This window comes from Pseudomonas sp. Wu6 (genome assembly GCF_019891515.1).
GTDB lineage: Bacteria > Pseudomonadota > Gammaproteobacteria > Pseudomonadales > Pseudomonadaceae > Aquipseudomonas > Aquipseudomonas orientalis_A.
On record NZ_JAFLXH010000011.1, the window covers coordinates 100,863 to 121,377 of the forward strand.

General features: G+C 61.5%; 14 protein-coding genes. 3 read left to right on the forward strand and 11 right to left on the reverse strand.

Annotation, left to right across the window (positions count from 1 at the left end):
* Positions 1–7: 7 nt before the first annotated feature.
* From J1G34_RS10355 to tssA, 11 genes are all read right to left on the reverse strand, one after another.
* On the reverse strand, positions 8–4,450 hold the full coding sequence (locus tag J1G34_RS10355; RefSeq protein WP_222993972.1) for an RHS repeat-associated core domain-containing protein: 4,443 nt from the start codon (positions 4,448–4,450) through the stop codon (positions 8–10).
* A 12-nt stretch (positions 4,451–4,462) separates the two neighbouring features.
* The gene (locus tag J1G34_RS10360; protein WP_222993974.1) at positions 4,463–4,897 is read right to left on the reverse strand and encodes a DcrB-related protein; all 435 of its coding nucleotides are present in this window, start codon (positions 4,895–4,897) and stop codon (positions 4,463–4,465) included.
* A gap of 15 nt (positions 4,898–4,912) precedes the next feature.
* On the reverse strand, positions 4,913–6,853 hold the full coding sequence (locus tag J1G34_RS10365) for a type VI secretion system Vgr family protein (protein ID WP_065892306.1): 1,941 nt from the start codon (positions 6,851–6,853) through the stop codon (positions 4,913–4,915).
* 152 nt (positions 6,854–7,005) lie between these two features.
* Positions 7,006–9,657 carry a type VI secretion system ATPase TssH gene (gene tssH, locus J1G34_RS10370; RefSeq protein WP_065883766.1) on the reverse strand — a complete coding sequence of 884 codons (2,652 nt, stop codon included), beginning with the start codon at positions 9,655–9,657 and terminating at the stop codon, positions 7,006–7,008.
* Positions 9,650–10,693 carry a type VI secretion system baseplate subunit TssG gene (gene tssG, locus J1G34_RS10375; protein WP_065892308.1) on the reverse strand — a complete coding sequence of 348 codons (1,044 nt, stop codon included), beginning with the start codon at positions 10,691–10,693 and terminating at the stop codon, positions 9,650–9,652. The genes tssH and tssG overlap by 8 nt, the downstream gene beginning before the upstream one ends.
* A complete protein-coding gene (gene tssF / locus J1G34_RS10380) occupies positions 10,657–12,516 on the reverse strand; it encodes a type VI secretion system baseplate subunit TssF (protein ID WP_065897682.1) in 1,860 nt (619 codons plus the stop codon). Before tssF ends, tssG begins: the two co-directional genes overlap by 37 nt.
* Positions 12,513–13,028, reverse strand: a complete 516-nt coding sequence (gene tssE / locus J1G34_RS10385) for a type VI secretion system baseplate subunit TssE (protein WP_042945974.1) — start codon at positions 13,026–13,028, stop codon at positions 12,513–12,515. The genes tssF and tssE overlap by 4 nt, the downstream gene beginning before the upstream one ends.
* A 78-nt stretch (positions 13,029–13,106) precedes the next feature.
* On the reverse strand, positions 13,107–13,595 hold the full coding sequence (locus J1G34_RS10390) for an Hcp family type VI secretion system effector (RefSeq protein WP_017735732.1): 489 nt from the start codon (positions 13,593–13,595) through the stop codon (positions 13,107–13,109).
* A gap of 189 nt (positions 13,596–13,784) precedes the next feature.
* A complete protein-coding gene (gene tssC / locus J1G34_RS10395) occupies positions 13,785–15,281 on the reverse strand; it encodes a type VI secretion system contractile sheath large subunit (RefSeq protein WP_065883759.1) in 1,497 nt (498 codons plus the stop codon).
* Between the two features lie 2 nt (positions 15,282–15,283).
* Positions 15,284–15,790: a type VI secretion system contractile sheath small subunit gene (tssB, locus tag J1G34_RS10400; RefSeq protein ID WP_003195557.1), complete on the reverse strand. Its 507-nt coding sequence runs from the start codon at positions 15,788–15,790 to the stop codon at positions 15,284–15,286.
* Positions 15,791–15,844: 54 nt separating this feature from the next.
* Entirely contained in the window at positions 15,845–16,864 is a 1,020-nt protein-coding gene (tssA, locus tag J1G34_RS10405; protein WP_222993976.1) for a type VI secretion system protein TssA, read from the reverse strand.
* A 391-nt stretch (positions 16,865–17,255) separates the two neighbouring features.
* On the opposite strand from tssA, the gene tagH reads away from it, so the two are divergent.
* The 3 genes from tagH to tssK are packed head-to-tail and all read left to right on the forward strand — an operon-like array spanning position 17,256 to position 20,515.
* Positions 17,256–18,596 carry a type VI secretion system-associated FHA domain protein TagH gene (tagH, locus tag J1G34_RS10410; RefSeq protein WP_130138173.1) on the forward strand — a complete coding sequence of 447 codons (1,341 nt, stop codon included), beginning with the start codon at positions 17,256–17,258 and terminating at the stop codon, positions 18,594–18,596.
* 56 nt (positions 18,597–18,652) lie between these two features.
* Positions 18,653–19,162: a type VI secretion system lipoprotein TssJ gene (tssJ, locus tag J1G34_RS10415; protein WP_065886923.1), complete on the forward strand. Its 510-nt coding sequence runs from the start codon at positions 18,653–18,655 to the stop codon at positions 19,160–19,162.
* 18 nt (positions 19,163–19,180) lie between these two features.
* Positions 19,181–20,515, forward strand: a complete 1,335-nt coding sequence (tssK, locus tag J1G34_RS10420) for a type VI secretion system baseplate subunit TssK (RefSeq protein WP_065893988.1) — start codon at positions 19,181–19,183, stop codon at positions 20,513–20,515.

The following is a 20,515-nucleotide window of genomic DNA, read 5'->3' on the forward strand; positions in this document are numbered from 1 at the left end:
AGGTGTCTCAGGGGTGTATCGCTGTCTGTGAAGGTGGTTTTATCGGGAGGTTATTATTATTGTTGGTTTGTTGTCGACTGCTAATCGGCCCGTTCGGGTTTTTCGTGAACTTGTAATCCAGTACTTCCCCGGTATTTTTGTTGTAGACATCTGGCCGCGCGCTGCCGGCGGTTCCTTTCGGGACCTCGACGCCTTTCAAGTAGGATTTCTCCACCGCCAAGTGAGTCTTTTGACCGGTCATACGCTGATAGCGGTTTAGCAATTTGTCGGCGTAGGTGTGCTTTTTACTGCCTTGGACCGGACCAGTACCTGCAGCACCATGTTTGTTTTTAACGCCCCATTTTTCCGCCTTGCTGGCAATTTTTTTGACGAAATCCTTATCCGACAGACTGGCTGCTGTAGGTTTTTTGCTTGTGCAGGACAATCCTAGTGGATCTATCCAGTTGATCGGGTTGGGACCGTAGGCGTACAAATTGAGCCCACCCAGTAGCCCGATAGGATCCGGTGTCGTGAAGCGGCCGATATCCGGGTCATAAAACCGGAAGGTATTGAAATGAAGCCCGGTTTCTCTATCCAGGTACTGGCCTTGGAATCTAAGGTTTTGCTCCTCAATGTAAGACGGTTCACGGGTTTCCCGTATGGTGTTTCCCCATACTCGATAGGAAGCCTGCCACAGTGTTTGGCCGTCGGCTTCAGTGAGCTCAAGAGGGAGGCCATTGAAATCGTTATGGTAGTACCGGATTTTTTGCTGAGCGCCTATGCCGTCTACCTTGGCTAATGGCTCATAACCGTCCTCTTCATACAGATAGAGGCTGGTCTGGTTGTTTCGGTGTTCTTGCAGGAGCCGTAAGCCATCCCAACTGAAGTGTGTTGACCCGAGTAAGTAACCGCCGCTGCTCGTCTCGTTTTTCTCAATGCGTCGACCCAGTGGGTCGTAGGTCATGCGGACCACATTGCCGTTCTGGTTCCGTACTTCGATCAGACGATGCTCAGCGTCATAACGCATGTGCTGTACACCACGATGACCGCTTCGCTTTTCGACCATTCGGCCAAAGCCGTCATAGCGATAACGTTTGTCTTGGTAAGTCAGCAGACGGTTATGCACAATCCGTCCGCTACCGGCTGGAGGCCCATCCAATAAATTGGCGGCGGCGTCATAGGAAAAGGTTTCGTTCTGCCCCATTCCGCTGTCTTGGCTGGCAATAATCCGGGCGGTGGCATCGTAGTGCAGCAACTGGCGAGCTTGGTTCGAAGGGTGCCGGTCTAACTTAGTGATCAGATTATCTGCCGCGTCGTATTCGAACTGCTTTTGTAACGATGTCGCTCCCATCGCACCCGGGCTGGACTTTCGGCGTTGCCGTGCACGCAGGCGTCCTGAGCGATCGTAGTTGCTCTGGGTACTGATCTGACCCTGTGTGCGCAGTACTTCGCGGTGCAGCCGGTCGCGCTCGAAATCGCAGATGACCTGGCCATTGAGGTTAATTTGATGCAGATGGCCGCTGCCATAATAAAGACGATTGATCCAGCGCCCGTCGGGCAGTTTGCTTTGGATCAGGTTCCCCAATTCATCGTAGTGATGTTGCAACAAACCCGCTTGGTTCTGTTCTTCCAGCATCTGCCCGAGAGCGTCGTACGAGAATGCTAGTGTCTGTGACTGGCCGCTCGTGTCCATAAAGTGGACGCCAGTCAGTTGGTCCAACATGTCGTACGTGTATTGGGTGTGGCCATCATCGGTTGTCTTGGCGCTCAACCGCCCCATTGCATCGCGTTTGAGGCGATGAACAATGGGTTTGGCAGCTATTTCCGGTACTAGCCCGATCCCGCTGCCGTAAGGTGAAGGAACGCTTTCAAACTGGATGACATTATCCAGGCAATCGTGTTCATAGCGTTTGGCACTGCCATCCAGATCCTGTTGCTCGGTCAGGCGATCGCCTGCATCCCATGAAAATCGATAGCTTTCGCCATTCTCGTTGGTCAGAGACAGAAGACGGCCATAAGCGTCGTATCCAAACTGCACGTTACGACCGTGGGCATCAGTGCGTTGCCGTACCTGACCGCGTCGTGTGTATTGGTAAAAGGTGCTGTGGCCGGCGGGATCCGTGTATCCGACCAGTTGTCCGCTGGCATCGCGCTGATAGTGTTCTTCGCGACCGTCAGGCAGTTGGACCCCAATCAGTCTGCCCTGTGTGTCGTGCTTGAATTCAGTTCGCTCTCCCAGTGCGTCAGACATAGCCTGCAAATGTCCGCGTGCATCATAAATGAACCGTGTGGGCGAGCCTGAGCAATCGACGTGCTCAATCAGTTGCCCTGCCTGGTTCCAGCGGAGTTTTTTACGTTTGCCGGTGGCATCGATGATTTCAATAGGCTGACCGTGAGTGTCGTACTGATAGCGTGTGATGTTGCCGAGAGGGTCGGTCTCACGGATACAGTTGCCTCGCGGGTCATACAGGAATTTCCAGCTGTTGCCGGCGGCGTCGGTCTCGACTAACGGCAATGCCCAATGATCAAGCCAAAGGGTTGTGTCGCGCCGACCCAGAGGGTCCATTTCGCTGATTAAATTGCCAGATTCGTCATAGCAGTATTCATAGCGTCCGCCTTGCGGGTCTGTTGCGCTGAGCAGTTGGCGTTCGTCGTTCCATTCAAAGAGCCAGGCTTGCCCCAGATTATCGGTGTACTGGGTAACCTGATACTGGGTATTCCAAACGCGTGTGCTTACCCGCTGTAAGCCGTCGGTGATACGTGTCGTTCCTACGTTCAGGTCATAGTCGAAATGATAGCGATCGCCTTCATTGGTCCAGTGACCTGTCACACGCCACTCGACGCCTTCAATCAAGCCCCATTCATAGAAGCAGCGCAGCCCGGTAGGCAGTTGATGCTCCACCATGCGACGTCCGGCGTCGTATGCGAAGCGCCGTTGGACCTGATCCGTAGCGTCACGTACTTCTGCCAGGTCGCCGGCTTCGTCGTAGCCATAGCTGACCAAGACTTCCCGACGATGATCGGGATACAGCCGCTCAATCCGATCCACACGGCCTTGCTCGCGAATCAACTCGACTCGGACCAGATCAAATGTGTCGCGCAGCGCCATCAGTTGACCCGCTGCGTCATAGTCCAGATAGATTCGATTGTCGTTGCGGTCACCCAATTGGCTCAGGCGCAGCGACGAAGCGTCGCCGGGGGATATGTCAAATAGCCGATACAGGCCGTTGTCGCTTTCAATCAATAGCTGCCCGTTACGGTGACGCCGAATGCTCAAACCTTCGCCCGGGCTGAACATCGCACTACCCAGCGCCACTGAGCCCAGGTTGATACGACGGCCCTGCTCATCGGTATAGATCAGCTCTTCCCCGCCATCCGGGTGAGACAGTATCTGCACGGCGACTTCATAAGGCACGCTCCAGCCTGCACCGAACAGCCCATCGCGGCGAACGTCGCGGCTGTTGTAGAAGCGCTGCCAGTCAATCGGTAACAATCCAGGCAAGGAAAAGTCCAAGTCGAAATCGCTGCCCAGAACTTTAGCGCCTGTTGCCGCATGCACGGGGTTGGGCGACCCCATCGCAGCGTTTGCCATCGCGCCCATGGCTTGGCTCACCGCGTAAGACCCCACGCCACTGAGCAACATGCACGGCAAATTACTCAGCGTTTTCCCCTTCGCGCCCTTGAGCATCATTAGAGCTTCAATCGCCAGTCCCACACCGGGCGTCTTCCCGCTGCGAATCTCCTGCACCACTACCGTACCGCCACCAATTGTGACGTTTGATGAAATCAGGCCTGAAGAAACCACCGTCGCATCGCACATGCTGCGGTCGCCGCTGCGTACGGCGGGTTGGCCGTTGATGGTGACTTTATCGGAGCCCTCGGCAAGGAGCTGCGGGGGCATTGGCGGGTGGCGGGCGCATAGGACCAGGTCGGTGGGCAGCGGCACGACACCGGGTGCTGGCGACGCAACGGTAGGGCGCCACAGTTGAGAGAAAAATCCCTCGGCCATGTCGAGGAAGCCAGGCTCTGGCGCAGTTTCGACATCAGGTTCGGGTTCGTCGGGTTCCAGCTCGGTCCCGGCGGGCGCGACATGGGAGGGAATTGCACCCGCGGCCCGCGCAGCCGGAATGCTGTTGACGAGGGTGTCGGTCGAACCGACTGCAATGGTGGCTTCCACTACTGGCGGAAACAGCGCATTGGCGAAACTCTCGCACATCTTACTGAGGCCCTTGTCGGCCCCCGTCTTGCTCATGGCCATGCCGACGACGATGCCCACCACAGCGCCGAGGATGCAGCCGCCGATACCGGCAGTAGCAATCGTCACCCCCACAGCCGCTGCGACAGCGGCGGTCGCCAGCGCAGTAATCGCCACGTTGGCCGCCACCTCCAGCACACCGCCGAGGATATCGGCCATCATGGAGGTGTGGGTCAGCGCATCGCCCATCCGGGCTGCCCATAACGCGTCAGACATACAGGCCGCTCATCAAGAAATAGCGTCGAACGACAGTGAGTTTTTGATCAATGCCCAGTGCGCGGCCTCGGCCTCCCCAAGCTTGTCCGCCTTCACGTAACTCAAGGCGAGCATCTTGCGCGTTCCCGGCAGCACCAGCGCCAACTGGTACTGGAACACCTTGTCGTTGCCCTTGTTGAACTGGCTGCGCAGCTCAATGCCTTCCACCTCTTGGGAGGTGCCCAAACGCACGTCCACACCGGGTTGATAGCGCAAATCCTGCACCTGTTTTTCCAGGCGCTGGAGTTGGTCATTGAAGTTGCTGTGCAGGGTTTCGCCTTCGGCCAGCAGGCTGCGGCTGACGATCAATGAAGTCCCCAATTCAGGAAACTTGAGGATATTGATCGTCGCGTCCTGCAGCTCGCCCGCCGGCAATTGAAACTGAAATTCGTTGATCCGGTACGTCATGGCAAACAGGTCTCGTCAGGAGCTTTTAGGCGCGGGGAACGCGGCTTTAATGTTGGCGTCGATAGCGCTTTTCTGGCCCTGGCCATCGGGCGTGGCACCGGGGCCGCCGCCGTTGTTCAGGTGCAGCACGCCGCCGGTGTTGAACTCGGCGTCGCCGCTGGCATAGAAGCTGATTTGCACGCCGGTGAGGTTGATTTGCCCGCTCGCATTCAACTCCAGGATGCTTTCACCGCAGACCAGGCGCAGGTTCTCGCCCACTTCGATGACGTAGCTCTGGCTGACGCTGTCGGTCTTCCTCTGGCCCACCGAGAGGATGTCTTCCTGCTTGACGACGCGCAGGCGGTTATTGCCGACGGTTACCGTCTCGTTGTGGCCGATACTCTTATTCCGGTCATGCCCCACGGAATGGCTCTCGTCGACTTCGACGACAATGTCCTGATTCCGCTCAGCATGGATATACAACTGCTCCAACCCTTTCTTGTCCTCCATGCGGATTTCATTGAAGTTGGCCGGCGTGCCGCCTTTGCTGGATCGACTTTTCATGCCGCTCTGGGTGGCGTTTTCCGGCAGGTCGTAAGGCACGGTCTGCTCGGCGTTGTACACCCGCCCTGTGATGATCGGTCGGTCGGGGTCGCCTTCGAGGAAGCTGACGATCACTTCCTGGCCGATCCTTGGAATTTGCATCGAGCCCCAGTTCTTGCCGGCCCAGGACTGCGACACGCGAATCCAGCATGAGCTGTTTTCGTTGGATTGATCGTGACGGTCCCAGTAGAAGTGCACCTTCACGCGGCCGTATTGGTCGGTCCAGATCTCCTCGCCTTTGGGGCCGACCACCAGCGCCGTTTGCGGGCCTTTGACCACGGGCCGATGGGTGGCGGGCAGGGTGCGGTAGCTCTGTTGCGCGGGGATGCAGGTCAGGCTGCTTTCGAACTGCGCCGAGCCCGAACCGCTGCCAGTTTCCAGGCTTTCCTGCACGATGTCGTAGCGACAGCCGACGATCAGGTATTCGCGGTTCTGGTCCTGGCGGCTGAAGCCGGTGAGGCTGAACAAGTGGCCCGAACCCAGGCCACGGGCATTGCCGGCGAACTCGATCTGTTCATGCAGGGTTTGCAGGGCTTCGATGCGGGTGCGCGCGTAGTGTTCGCCGTCGGCGCTCTGCACGTAGGTGCCGGGATAGTCGTACAGCGGATAGTCGCCGGCGGTGTGCGGACGCGGCATGGCCGAGCGCACGTCGATGCTCGCGCTGGGCCGCTGGAAGTCATAGTCGTTGAGCTCCAGCGAGCCGGGCTGCACCTCCTGCGCCAGGTGCCAGTTATGCATGTGGTCGCGTTCGCGCTGCTGCTCGTCCCTGGGGTAATACGGAATCGAGGCGTAGCCGGGCACCGTGGTGTGGGCGCCATAGGCGTCGGCCAGCACCAGGACATGACGGTCCTGCTCGTGACGGAAGAAGTAGTAGATGCCTTCCTGTTCCATCAAGCGGCTGACGAAATCCAGGCTGGTCTCGCGGTACTGCACGCAGTATTCCCACTCGCGGTACGGCCGGCTCAGGGCGTCTTCGAAGTCGGAAAAGCCCAGGTCGCGGAACACCTGCTTGATGATCTGCGGGATGCTCAGGTTCTGGAAAATCCGGCAATCGGAGGTGCGGCTGAGCAGCCACAGCCATGGGCGCAGCGTCACCTGGTAGCTGGCGAACTGGCCTTTGTCGATGTTCTGGCTGCAGCGCGCGACGATGCCGTGGAAGTGCCGTTCGCCACCGTCGGCCAGTTGCAGGCCCACACTCATCGGCTTGCCCAGCAACTGGTTGAGGTCGATGTTGGCGTCCAGGGACGTCAGTTGCAGCTCGTAGTTGAACAGCCGTCCCAACTCTTCGCCGCCGCCCATTTCATTGAGCAACAGCACATCCGGCCCGAGGGGGCTGGTGATCTGGGCCAGGCGTGAGGCTTGGTTGAATAGCATCGGGCGTCTCTTAATGACTAAATAACTGAAGAAACCGCATTCAAATGTGGGAGGGGGCTTGCCCCCGATAGCGGTGTGTCAGTTGATGCATCAGGTGACTGATTCACCGCCATCGGGGGCAAGCCCCCTCCCACAGTTTTAACCGCATTCCGTCAGCCAAACTGGTAGTGCAGCTCATTATCCCGGCTGCTGATCCGCACCCCCGCCAGCGCCTTGCCTTCGAGCATGCGCGTGAGGAATTCACGGCTCATGTCCGGCAGCAGGCTGTTGGTGAGGAGGGTGTCGATCATGCGTCCGCCACTTTCGGTTTCGGTGCAGCGCGAGACGATCAGGTCGACCACCGCGTCGTCGTAGTCGAAGGCGACCTTGTGGGTGTTTTCCACGCGCTTTTTGATGCGGTTCAGTTGCAGGCGAGTGATGGCCTTGAGCATCTCGTCGCTCAGCGGGTAATACGGAATCGTCACCAGGCGACCGAGCAATGCCGGCGGGAAAATCTCCAGCAGCGGCTGGCGCAGGGCCTTGGCGATTTCCTCGGGCGCGGGGATGTTTGCCGGGTCCTTGCAGACACGGGAAATCAGCTCGGTACCGGCGTTGGTGGTCAGCAGGATCAACGTGTTCTTGAAGTCGATCACGCGGCCTTCGCCGTCTTCCATCACGCCCTTGTCGAACACCTGGAAGAAGATCTCATGCACGTCCGGGTGGGCTTTTTCCACCTCGTCCAGCAGCACCACGCTGTACGGTTTGCGCCGCACCGCTTCGGTCAGCACACCGCCTTCGCCGTAGCCGATATAACCCGGCGGCGCGCCCTTGAGGGTCGACACCGTGTGAGCTTCCTGGAACTCGCTCATGTTGATGGTAATCACGTTCTGCTCGCCGCCGTACATGGCTTCGGCCAGGGCCAGGGCGGTTTCGGTCTTGCCCACGCCCGAAGTACCGGCGAGCATGAACACACCAATCGGCTTGCTCGGGTTATCGAGGCCGGCGCGGGAGGTCTGGATGCGCTTGGCGATCATCTGCAAAGCGTGGTCCTGGCCGATGATGCGTTTCTTCAGGTGCTGGTCGAGGTTGAGCACCGTCTCCAGTTCATTGCGTGCCATGCGGCCCACCGGGATGCCGGTCCAGTCGGCGACCACCGAGGCCACGGCCTGGTAATCCACGGTCGGCAGGATCAGCGGGGTTTCGCCTTGCAGTGCGCTGAGGCGCTGCTGCAGGTCGACCAGTTGCTCGCGCAAGGCGTCGTCGCCACTGTCTACGGCGCCGGCTTTCTCGCGCAACGTCGCGCGGGTAGCGAGCAGTTCGTCCACCAGGGTTTTCTCTTCCGCCCAGCGGCTTTCCAGCGTGGCGAGGCGCTCACGTTCAGCGCTCAGCAGCGCTTCGCTGTTGGTCTGGCGCGCACCAATCGCAATACCGATGGCATGCTCGCGGGCGATGATTTGCAGCTCGGTTTCCAGCGCTTCGATACGGCGGCGGCTGTCGTCCACTTCAGCCGGCACGGCATGCAGGCTGATGGCGACGCGGGCGCAGGCGGTGTCCAGCAGGCTCACGGATTTGTCCGGCAACTGGCGTGCCGGAATATAGCGGTGGGACAGTTTGACCGAGGCTTCCAGGGCTTCATCGAGGATCTGCACCTGGTGGTGTTTCTCCATGGTCGAGGCCACGCCGCGCATCATCAGCAGTGCCTTGTCTTCCGAGGGCTCGGCAACCTGCACCACCTGGAAGCGGCGGGTCAGGGCGGGGTCTTTTTCGATGTGCTTCTTGTACTCGGCCCAGGTCGTGGCGGCCACGGTACGCAAGGTGCCCCGGGCCAGCGCAGGCTTGAGCAGGTTGGCCGCGTCGCCCGTCCCGGCGGCGCCACCGGCACCGACCAGGGTGTGGGCTTCGTCGATAAACAGGATGATTGGCTTGGGCGAGGCCTGCACATCTTCGATGACCTGGCGCAGACGCTGTTCGAACTCGCCTTTCATGCTGGCGCCGGCTTGCAGCAGGCCTACGTCGAGGCTGCGCAGTTCCACGTCCTTGAGCGCAGGCGGTACGTCGCCGGCGACGATGCGCAGGGCGAAACCTTCGACCACGGCGGTCTTGCCCACCCCGGCTTCACCGGTGAGGATCGGGTTGTTCTGGCGGCGCCGCATGAGGATATCCACCAGTTGGCGAATCTCTTCATCACGGCCCACGATGGGGTCGAGTTTGCCGCTGCGGGCCTGTTCGGTCAGGTCGACGGTAAAGCGCTTGAGCGCCTCCTGCTTGCCCATCGCGCTGGGGGCCATGGCGCCGCTGGCTTCGCCTGGCACACCGGCATTGAAACCGTCGCTGGCGCTCAGGGCATTTTCCGGCGAGTCGCCGACGTACTCGTCAAAGCGCTCGCTCAGGGCTTCGGGCTTGATCTTGTCGAACTCGGCAGACAAGCCCAGCAGCGCATGGCGCAGGCTCGGCGTTTTCAGAATGCCCAGCACCAGGTAACCGGTGCGCACCTGGCTTTCGCCAAACATCAGGCTGCCATACACCCAACCGCGTTCCACCGCTTCCTCCACATGGGACGACAGGTCGGTGATCGAGGTCGAGCCGCGCGGCAGGCGGTCCAGGGCCTCGGTGAGGTCGCGGGCCACGCGTGCCGGTTCCAGGTTGAACTGGCGGATGATGCGGTGCAGGTCCGAGTCCTGCAGTTGCAGCAACTGATGAAACCAGTGGGCCAGTTCCACATACGGGTTGCCCCGCAGTTTGCAGAACACGGTGGCGGCTTCGATGGCCTTGTAGGCCACGCTGTTGAGTTTGCCGAACAGTGCGGCGCGACTGATTTCACCCATGCTCTGGATTCCTTGAGGTGGTGGCGTGGTCGGCGTAATGCCGGGCCAGGATTAGGTCGTTGGCGTCATGCGCAGGTTGGCCGAGCCAGGTATTGAAACCCAGGCGAAACTGGCCGTTGAGCTGCAGCGCCGGGACTTCAGGTTGTTGCAAAACCAGGTTCAAGTCCCAGTCCAGTTCATGGCCCAGGTACTCGGCCACCCAGGCCACCAGTTCGTTGAACGGCGGATGACCGGGCAGCATGCCCATGTAGTCGTCGAGCTTGAGCGGGCCGAGGCGAATACGGAATTTGTGCTGGCGGTCCCACACGTGGCTGCCGAGGCAAAAATCCACGCCCAGCCGGTTGGCGCTCACGCCGACGCGGCTGCGTTCGGGCAGTTCCAGCCATTGGCCGACGTATTCCTCGATCGCGACCGGCAGGCCGAAGTACTCGCTGAGGATGGCCTTCAAGCCATCCGGGTAGCGGGTTTGCGCCGACAAGTGGCCGCTGTAATGCAGCTTGGCCGTGTCGGGGATCAAGCCCTGGTTGAGCAAGCTCGGCATGCCGCGGCCACTCAAGGCGGCGAGGCGTGCGGACCAGTAGTCGTCGTCCGGCCGGTCGTGGCTGACTGTTGGCCGCGCCTCGGCCCAGGCGCGGTAGAACAACGTCAGCAGGCGATGGTGGAACACATCCAGGAACTGCTTGCTGGTGCTGTCGGCGTTGTTGCGCTGGCGCTCGCGCACGTACTCGGTGATATGCAGCGGCAGCGGGCCGTTGGGGCCGCCAAGGCCGAAAAAGAATTGCTCCAGCCGCGCCGGTTTGCCGTCGCCGCCAGGGTCGACCGACGCCAGGGTGGCCGGGGCGAAGGTGCAATCGGCCTGTTGCCCCAGGCGCAGCGGGTCATCGGCCAGGCGCAGGGAATGGCCCAGGCGCGGCAACTCCGGCGATTCGCACTCGATACGCCGCAGCGCCTGGAAGAAGTCATATTCCCAGGGCTCCTGGTGCATCGCGTCCAGGGTACTCACAGGGTCGGACGCCGTCCGGGCTTGGCTTTCCATCGCATGATCTCGCCGCGTTCGGTGGTACGGATCACCGTCTCGGTAAAGCTGTTGATCGACACGTAGCGTGCCAGGAAGCGTTCCAGCACCGCACCGAGCAGAAATACCCCGGTGCCGCGAAACGCGTTTTCATCGAATTCCAGGGTGATTTCCAGGCCACGGCCAAACACGATCGGGCCGGGCATCGGCAGGCGTCGGGTCACGGCTTTGCTGCTGACTTCGCGCAAGCCTTCAATCTGCAATTGCAGCGCGGCGTCGTTGCTGTCGCCGTACAGGCGCAGCAGTTCGCGCAAGGCGCCGGCCCCCTGGCCCTGTTCGCTCAAAGAGAGGTAATTGAGCGATAGCTGGCTGATCAGGCGCCACGCCTTGGCGTCGTGGGCATGGCTGGCGCGTGGGCGGCTGGGGCCTGCGACGCAACGCACAGAGAGCACCGGCGCGCTGTCGGCCAGGGTGAAATCGGTCTTGCCGTTGCCCACGCTCATGAACAACGGCAAGTCCCGGTTGGTGCACAGCGCCGTCACGCCGAGCTGGCGCAGGTCATGCCCATACGGCGCCTGGCGGCTGTCCACCAGGCTGACGAAGGTTTCGCTGCCCACATAGGTGGAACGCGGGCCGTTGCGCCGCTGGTCGCTGGACAGCACGCGCGGTTCGCGGCGTACCGTGTAATAGGCCTGGTCGCGCCCATAGCGGGAGGGATCGCGCACGGCGTAAAACGGCAAGAACGGCTGCTCCGGCCCGGTGCCGTGTCCGGTGATGCCGCTCAGCGAGTGAATTTCGAAATCCATCGGCCGTGTACGGTCGGCGATCACATGGTGTTCGTTGACCCGATCCGACAAGTGAATCCGGTCCACGCGCTTGGGGAACAGGTTGATCGCCGGCGTGCAGAACGGCAGGAACTGCGCCGCGCCGACGCTGCCTTCCAGACTGGGTTCGTGACGGTCGAACAGCACGATCAGTTCCAGCTCCTGGCCGTCGCAACGCTTGACCGCACGGCTCAGTTCGGCGAATTCGACGAACAGGAATCGATGGGGCAGGGCGAAGTATTCCTGCAATAACCGATAGCCCTGGAACGCCCGCGCCACCACCGGCATGGCCGCGTCGGCATCGTCGAAACCGCGTGAACGCAAGGCATCCTGAGGCAGGCGCTCAACCCAATCGCCACCGGGCTTGCGCGCGAACACCGCGCAGGCGTTGCCCAGCAGTTGTTCGTAGAGGCGAAACGGCTGCTCATCGGCGCCGCTGAGGTACAGCGGCAGGTTATCCAGATCGAGGCTGTTGAACGGCAATTCGGCGCCGGTGCGCAGGGTCAGGCGCAGGCCGGCCTTGGCTTTCGGTTCGCTGGCGGCCAGGCGGCCGAGCACCGCGGACGGGTTGCCGAAGTACTCGGCATTGCTGACCTGCAGCGGCCACAGCGTCACCGGGTGCGCGGTGCGGTACTCGCAGCAGGTCTGGGTTTCGCGGCCCAGGGCGGCGCGCAGTACGGTGTCGCGGGGCAGCGGGAAGCCGCCGGCGAGGGAGCCTTCGTCGGGGTCGGTCTGCAATTGCACCACGGTCATCGACGGCGTCGGTGCCAGGTAGTGCGGGTAGGCGATTTCCAGCAGGTTGTGGGTGAAGGTCGGGTACTCGGCGTCGAGCTTGAGTTGCACGCGGGCCGTGAGGTAGGCAAAGCCTTCGAGCAAGCGTTCGACGTACGGGTCGGCGCAGTCCATGCCGGACAGGGTCAGCCGACTGGCGATCTTCGGGTATTCCTTGGCGAACTCGGCGGCGCTTTCGCGCACGTGGTGCAGTTCCTGGTTATACAGCTCCAGCAGGCGCGGGTTCATGGGCGTCTCCGCTGGTCGGCATTGACCACGCGCACATGCCCGGATTCCAGGTCCAGGTCGGTTTGCAGCAACAGGCGCAACGGCACCGGCTGGGCCCACAGGTCGCCTTCGATTTCGAAACTCAGGGCGTTGTGGTTCATTTCGCCCTGGCCGACACGGGCTTTGACTCGCAGCGTGTGGCGCAGGATGCGCGGCTCGAAGGTGGCAATGGCCTGGTAGATCAGGGCTTCCAGGGCCTTGATATCGACACTGGAAACGCTGTTGCCCGCCAGTGCCGGCAGGCCGTAATTGACCACCGAGGTACCTGCCGGGGTGTGCAGCGTGGCATCGGCATCGAGCAACGACGTGGTATTGAGCAACCACGCCAGGTCGCGCAGTACCGAGGCTTTCAATTGGGTCAGGGACAGCACGCGTTTGTCGGCGCTTTCCTTGGGATTGGTTGGGTCGTCATCGGTCAACCGGTCCAGCAGGGACGGTTGCAGACGGTCGCGGGAAGCGATTTCAGTTACCACCAAAGCAGCTCCACGGACGGGTTGCGGGAGGGACAAAATGTCTGCAGCCGTGGCGCAAAGCCACGGCTGCAGGGGCTATCAGCGCTTGGTGTTGGAACGGATGTTCCAGCCGAACTTGATCGCGCCGCCATCTTTGGTGCCGTCGGCTTTCTGCGGCTGGTAGTCGACCATCACTTGGGCGAAGTTCAGGGTGACGTTTTCGGTCAGGCGGTCATCGGAGCCCGAACCGCCGGTGCTCAGCGAGGTGACCAGCACTTCTTCCAGGTTGATCACCATGTACTCGACCTGGCTTTCGCCACCGGCCTTGCGCACGGTCAGCTTGACCTTGTCGATGTGCTTGCCGCTGGCGCAGTGCATCATCAGGTTCGGCGACGCCTTGTCGACGTATTTGGTCAGCGACAGGTCCTGGATATTCACCTTGCCCGCGCCACCGCCACCGCCCACATGCATGTTGCCGGACTGGGCCATGCCCCAGCTCCAGTTCAGCACGTCGATTTCGTCCTTGTGGGCCTTGTCCATGGACTCGCCCTTGATGTCGCCGATCTTGATGAAAATATCAACAGCCATGTTTTCTCCCTGTGTGGTCTCAGCCACTGTATTTGGTGATCGTTCCCACGCTCTGCGTGGTAACGCATCCTGTGTTTTTGTGTGGGAGGGGGCTTGCCCCCGATGGAATCGACGCGGTCTGACTGGTAGACCGCGTCGTCTGCATCGGGGGCAAGCCCCCTCCCACAGGAGAGCTAGTTCAACCCAGGTTTAGGCGCTCTTGGCCGAAGGCAGCTTCGATACCAAACGCAACGACACCGTCAGCCCTTCAAGCTGGTAGTGCGGGCGCAGGTAGAACTTGGAGTTGTAATACCCCGGGTTGCCTTCGACTTCTTCCACGATCACTTCGGCAGCCGCCAACGGGTGCTGGGCCTTGGTGGTCTCGGTGGAGTGAGCAGGATCGCCATCGACGTAGTTGAGGATCCAGTCCTGCAACCAGCGCTGCATCTCGTCCTTCTCTTTGAAGGAGCCGACCTTGTCGCGCACGATGCACTTGAGGTAGTGGGCGAAACGGCAGGTGGCGAACAGGTACGGCAGGCGCGCGGCCAGGTTGGCGTTGGCGGTGGCGTCCGGGTCGTCGTATTCGGCCGGTTTCTGCAGCGACTGGGCGCCGATGAACGCGGCGAAGTCGGTGTTTTTCTTGTGCAGCAGCGGCATGAAACCGTTCTTCGCCAGCTCCGCTTCACGGCGGTCGCTGATGGCGATTTCGGTCGGGCACTTCATGTCCACGCCACCGTCATCGGTAGGGAAGGTGTGGGCCGGCAGGTTTTCCACTTCGCCGCCGGACTCGATGCCACGGATACGCGAGCACCAGCCGTAGTGCTTGAACGAACGGTTGATGTTCACCGCCATCGCGTACGCGGCGTTAGCCCAGGTGTACTTGGAGCTGTCGGCGCCGTCGGTGTTTTCTTCGAAAGCGAAGGCTTCCACCGGGTCAGTCTTGGCGCCATACGGCAGGCGCGCTAGGAAGCGCGGCATGGTCAGGCCGATGTAGCGCGAGTCTTCCGATTCACGCAGCGAGCGCCAGCCGGCGTATTCCGGGGTGGTGAAGATCTTGGTCAGGTCGCGCGGGTTCGACAGTTCTTGCCACGAGCCCATGCCCATCACGGTTGGCGACGCGGCAGCGATGAACGGGGAGTGCATGGCGGCGCAGACTTTCGACAGCTCGCCCAGCAGCTCTACGTCGGGAGGCGACTGGTCGAAGTAGTAGTCGCCCACCAGGCAACCGTACGGTTCGCCGCCGAACTGACCGTATTCTTCTTCGTACATTTTCTTGAAGATCGGGCTCTGGTCCCACGCGGTACCCTTGAATTTCTTCAGGGTCTTGTGCAATTCGGGCTTGGAGATGTTGAGCACACGGATCTTGAGCTGCTCATCGCTCTCGGTGTTGTTGACCAGGTAGTGCAGACCACGCCAGGCGCTTTCCAACTGCTGGAAATCCTGATGGTGGATGATCTGGTTGACCTGGGCGGTGAGCTTTGCGTCGATGGCGGCGATGATCGATTCGATCGACTTGATCGCGTCATTGGACACCAGGTCGGTTTGCGCCAGGGCCTGTTCGGCCAGGGTGCGCACGGCGGTCTCCACGGCTTCGCGGGCGCGCTCGGTCTTGGGCTTGAATTCCTGCATCAACAGCGAGGCGAACTCGCTGGTTTCTTCGGTGGCGCCCAGGTTGGATGCGCCTTCGCGAACGGTATTGTCAGTCATGCTTACTGCTCCCCTGCAGGCTTGGGCGCACTGGCAAGAGCCTGGAGCAGTGCCGGGTCCTTGATCGCCTTCATGATGATTTCTTCAGCGCCGGTCTTGCCGTCCATGTAGGTCAGCAGGTTGGCCAGCTGGGTGCGGGCTTCGAGCAGCTGGTTCAACGAGTCGACCTTGCGCGCCACTGCGGCAGGGCTGAAGTCGTCCATGCTTTCGAAGGTGATGTCCAGGCTCAGGTTGCCTTCGCCTGTCAGCTCATTGGGCACGTGGAACGCCACGCGTGGCTGCATGGCCTTGAGGCGCGAATCGAAGTTGTCGACGTCCACTTCAAGGAACTTGCGGTCGGCCACGGGTGCCAGCGGCTCGGCTGGTTTGCCGGCGAGGTCGGCCATCACGCCCATGACGAAGGGCAGCTGGACCTTTTTCTCGGCGCCGTAAAGCTCGACGTCGTACTCGATCTGCACTCGAGGCGCACGGTTGCGCGCGATGAATTTCTGAGAACTTTGCTTCGCCACGTTGCTGCTCCTGGTCGCTTGAGCGACGGTGTTGTTACTGCACGGTCCGGCGGCCTACTCGCTGTCAGGGCCGCGCAGGTTTTCAAATTGGGACATGCCGTCGGGAATCAGATTGCGCACGATCGCCGCGAAATCGGCATGCACCAGATTCTTCGCTCGGTTCAACAGCACCGGCAGCGGGCTTGAAGGCTCGTGCCGGGTGTAATACGCAAGGATTTTGTCGAGGCTGCGCAGCACATCGTCGCGGCTGGCGATGTCGCCGACCGTACGCGGGGCTGCGGGGGCAGCGGCGTAGTCCACCGAGGGGGCGTTGTCTTCACTGACGGCCTCGGGTTCGCTGCTGCTGTCGGCGCCGGGCACCGCTTGATTGAGCAATTGCAGGGCCTGCTTGAGCGGTTGCTTCAAGGCGCTGAGGTCCACGCCCTGGGCGGAACCGACCTGCTCGTTGACCTGTTGTTCGATGGCTTCGCAGGCGGCGCGCGCGGCAATCAGCGCATCGCGGGTGGCCTGCAGTTGCTCCGGGTCGCTGTCGAGGAACGCGGCGTTGAGTTGCTGGGCGCCGAGTTGTTCATCGGCGAAGCTCAACAGGCCGCTGGCGTTGAGTGCCGCGCGCAGCGTCACGGGGCCGAAGGTGCGTGAGCGCGTGAGGATGCTTTCGCGCAGCAGGCGAATATTGGTGTCGCAGGTCAGGCCGGTGAGGGCGTTGATGCGCACGGTGGGATCGTTATCGTCGTCGGCATCCAGGCGCGGGTGCAGGTCGGCCCAGTAATCGCGCAGCAACGCATCGATCAGCGTCAGCGCTTCGGCCAGGCCGGCAACGCCCTGGAGGGCGAGGGTGCTTTGCAGCAGAAAGTGGGTGATGCGCAGGTCTTTGCTGCGCTGCAACAGGTCGAGGCTCTGTTGCTGGATGCTGCGCCACTCCGGCGGCTCGGCGGGCAGGATGGAGTCGCCCATGCTGCGCTCGGGCTGGCCCTTGGCATCACGTTCCAATTGCAGAAATTGCGCGTCATATTCCATGTCTTCGCCACAGGGCGAAGTCGCGGAAACGGCGGTGAGCAGCAACGGCACATCCACTGAATTCGATCTCCCTATCAGCCCGTTAGATGCCGGGCAACGCATGCATTAGTTACGCAGTGAACTTTGCATGTTTTCTTGATCATAGTCTCAGAGTGCCACTATCGTGCCATCACTGATGTTCAAGAAGTTGTGCATTTTTGGTGTAGTACTTATGCGTTGTCAAGGTAAGCTATTCGCCCTCTGTGACAGATGTGCGGTGTTTAACACCCTGCGCGACTGACGGGTCGAACGGTGCGCCCGTAGAGGATTTTTGTCATGCAAGCCGGATAAGATCAGCGATCATGCTGGCAAATGCGGATTTGGACGCTGGGTCCGACGACCTGGCGGCGATATTCAGGCAAGCGTAGCCTGATCTCGACCGCGCGCGATGTATCAGCAAGGAGGCAAGATGTCGCTGTGTTTGACTATCACTAGTTATCACAAGATTACCCCAGGGCAGTGCGCCGAAAAGTCCATGAACCAGGGCTCGATGGCGATCGGCCGCAGTTCGGAAAATGACTGGGTATTGCCCGATCCCGAACGACTTGTCTCCTCGCAACATTGCGTTATTCAGTACAAAGACGGTCGTTACTATTTAACCGACAACAGTACCAACGGTGTGGAGTTGGTCAACGCTGGCATCCGGATGCGCCGTGGTAACAGCGAGCCGCTGCAGGATGGTGAGTTGATTCGCATCGGCGATTACGAAATCCAGGCGCGCATCGACTTCAATGTGCAGGCCGTCGACAGCCAGCCGTTCGCCGGTGATTCGCCGAACAGCTTTGAGGCGTTGATGGGCGCGGTGGCGAGCCCGCCCGCGCCGACTCCGATGATCGCACCGCAGTTTCATGGCGCTTCGTCGATGGAGACCTTGCCGGACCTGTTCGATTTCCTCAGTCCCACTGCCGTGCCACCGCCCACCGTGGCGGACCACGTGCCCTCCGAGCAACATGACTTCCGTCCGCCGGCGCCGGTTGCCGTGCCGGTGGCCGAATCGCCGGCGGTGCCCGGTGCGGTCATTCCCGAAGACTGGGACCTGCTTGGCGACGCACCCGCGCCGCTCGCCTCTGTTACGCCGCCTACCACGCCGCCCCCCGCGCCGGTGATTGCGCCGCCGCCTGTGGTCGAGCCGGCCGCGCCGCCCGCCGGTGACGCCCAGCCACACGCCGACCTCTTGCAAGCCTTCCTGCGCGGTGCCGGCCTCGATCAGTTGCGTCTGGATCGGGCCGATGCCTGCGCCCAGATGGAAAGCATCGGCCGCAGCTACCGGCTGATGGTCGAAGGCCTGATCGACGTGTTGCGTGCCCGCGCCAGCCTCAAGGGCGAATTTCGCATGCAGCAAACCATGATCCGCCCCGCCGAAAACAACCCGTTGAAATTCGCTCCGAATGCCGACGAAGCGTTACTGCTGCTGCTTCGTCACGGCAATCCGGCCTTCATGGCGCCGGACGTTGCCGTGCGTGACAGTTTCGACGACCTGCGCGCGCACCAACTGGCCGTGATGGCGGGTGTGGAAGCGGCGCTCAAGCACTTGCTGCTGCGCTTTGAACCGGCGCAATTGGAGGAACGCATGGGCAAGCCCGGTGGCCTCTCAAGTATTTTCAACGGCTCGCGCCAAGCCCAGTACTGGCAGCAATTCACCGAGCTCTACAGCAATATTTCCCGCGAGGCCCAGGAAGATTTCCAGGACCTGTTCGGCCGCGAATTCAGCCGGGCCTACGAAGCGCACAGTGCACGACAGCGACGCTGAACCGCGTCGCAGTAATGGATAAAACGGATAGCTAAACACGTCATTGAGGACGCAGGATGATTCCCAGGTTTTTACTTGCAGCCGCCACCGCGCTGCTGCTGACGGCGTGTGCCAAAGACGCGACCAAACCCGAAACCGCCGCCGACGCTGAAGCGGACACGGCCGCCGTCGAGCTGCATTTTCACGCGATCGCCGGGCTCAACCCCGGTGCCAGCGGGCAGCCCGCGCCGGTGCGGGTGCGGATTTTCGAGCTGAAAAACGCCGCGACGTTCGCGCGCTCCGACTACTTCGCCCTGGCTGACCGTGCGCAATCCACCCTTGGCCTGGACCTGCTGGACCAGGACGAAGTGGTGATCCAGCCCGGCCAGCAACTGAGCATTCAGCGCGATCTTGACCCGGCCACCCGGCAGATCGGCCTGCTGGTGGGCTACCGCGAGCTGGACCGTGCGCAATGGCGCGCCGTTATCAACGTGCCGCCACGCCAATACAGCGAATATCAGATCAGCCTCGATGTGCGTGCCGTGCGCGCCGACGTCGTGGCTACCCCCTCCAGCCCAGCCCAATAACAAGCAATCGGAGCCCCCATGTCCTGGAACAATCGCGTGGTCTGGTCGGAAGGCATGTTCATCGGAACGCAGCACTTCCAGCAGCATGACCGTTACCTGGAAAACCTGATCGACGCCCGCAGCCGCCCTTTGTCCGCGGGTGCCTGGGGTTTTTCCGAGTTGCTGATCGACCAGGGCCTGCTCGCCCAGGGCAAGCTGGCAATCGTGTCGGCCCGTGGCCTGCTGCCTGACGGTACGCCGTTCAATATCCCCCAGGACGATCTGGCGCCGAGTCCGCTGAACATCGACGACAGCCTGCGCGACGGCCTGGTGTACTTGGCCCTGCCGCTCAAGCGTGCCGGTGCGCGTGACACGGTGGATGAAGGCGAGGCGTTGGAAGCCGCGCGTTATGTGAGCCAGGTGCGCGAAGTGCGCGACGATAACGCGCCCTTCGAAAACCGCGCGCCGGTGGCCGTGGGTTCCCGCGCCCTGCGCCTGCTGACCGCCCAGGACGGCATCAGCGACTACGCCGCCATCGGGCTGGTGCGCATCAAGGAAAAGCGCGCCGACCGCGCACTGGTGCTCGACGACACGTACATTCCGCCCGTGCTGGATGTAGCTGCGAGCAAGCCGCTGACGGCCTTTCGCAGCGAACTGCTCGGCCTGCTGCACCAGCGTGGCGAAGCCCTGGCCGGCCGCGTGGTCGCGTCGGGTGCCGGTGGCGCATCGGAAATCGCTGACTTCATGCTGCTGCAACTGGTCAACCGCGCCCAGCCGCTGATCCAGCATGTGAGCCAGTTGAGTCCGTTGCACCCGGAGCGTTTCTTCAGTGAGCTGGTGAGCCTGGCCGGTGAGTTTTCGACATTCTCCACCTCTGGCCGCCGCCCCCAGGAATATCCGCAGTACCAGCACGACGATTTGGCCCTGAGCTTCACCCCGGTCATGGCCGCCCTGCGTGAGGCGCTGTCGATGCTGATCGACAGCAAGGCCACGCCGATTCCGATTGTGGAGAAAGCCTACGGCATCCATGTGGCGATGCTGGCGGACAAGACCCTGCTCGACAGCGCCAGTTTCATCCTCGTGGTACGCGCCGACGTGCCCGGCGAAACCCTGCGCGCGCGCTTCGGCCAGCAGAGCAAAGTCGGCGCGGTGGAGCACATCCGCGACATGGTCAACCTGCAATTGCCGGGCATCGGCCTGCTGCCATTGCCGGTGGCGCCACGCCAATTGCCCTACCACGCGGGCAGCACCTATTACGAGCTGGACCGCGGCAGCGAGCACTGGCAGCAGTTGAGCAATTCCGGCGGTTTCGCCTTCCACATCGCCGGGCAGTTCCCGGGCTTGAACCTGGCCTTCTGGGCGATCCGAGGATAA

Coding starts and splice junctions, on each gene's coding strand:
- tssC (WP_065883759.1), bottom strand. CDS start 15,281: ATGACTGACAATACCGTTCGCGAAGGCGCATCCAACCTGGGCGCCACC.
- tssF (WP_065897682.1), bottom strand. CDS start 12,516: ATGAACCCGCGCCTGCTGGAGCTGTATAACCAGGAACTGCACCACGTG.
- J1G34_RS10355 (WP_222993972.1), bottom strand. CDS start 4,450: ATGTCTGACGCGTTATGGGCAGCCCGGATGGGCGATGCGCTGACCCAC.
- tssK (WP_065893988.1), top strand. CDS start 19,181: ATGTCCTGGAACAATCGCGTGGTCTGGTCGGAAGGCATGTTCATCGGA.
- tagH (WP_130138173.1), top strand. CDS start 17,256: ATGTCGCTGTGTTTGACTATCACTAGTTATCACAAGATTACCCCAGGG.
- tssG (WP_065892308.1), bottom strand. CDS start 10,693: ATGGAAAGCCAAGCCCGGACGGCGTCCGACCCTGTGAGTACCCTGGAC.
- tssH (WP_065883766.1), bottom strand. CDS start 9,657: ATGGGTGAAATCAGTCGCGCCGCACTGTTCGGCAAACTCAACAGCGTG.
- J1G34_RS10390 (WP_017735732.1), bottom strand. CDS start 13,595: ATGGCTGTTGATATTTTCATCAAGATCGGCGACATCAAGGGCGAGTCC.
- tssJ (WP_065886923.1), top strand. CDS start 18,653: ATGATTCCCAGGTTTTTACTTGCAGCCGCCACCGCGCTGCTGCTGACG.
- J1G34_RS10365 (WP_065892306.1), bottom strand. CDS start 6,853: ATGCTATTCAACCAAGCCTCACGCCTGGCCCAGATCACCAGCCCCCTC.
- J1G34_RS10360 (WP_222993974.1), bottom strand. CDS start 4,897: ATGACGTACCGGATCAACGAATTTCAGTTTCAATTGCCGGCGGGCGAG.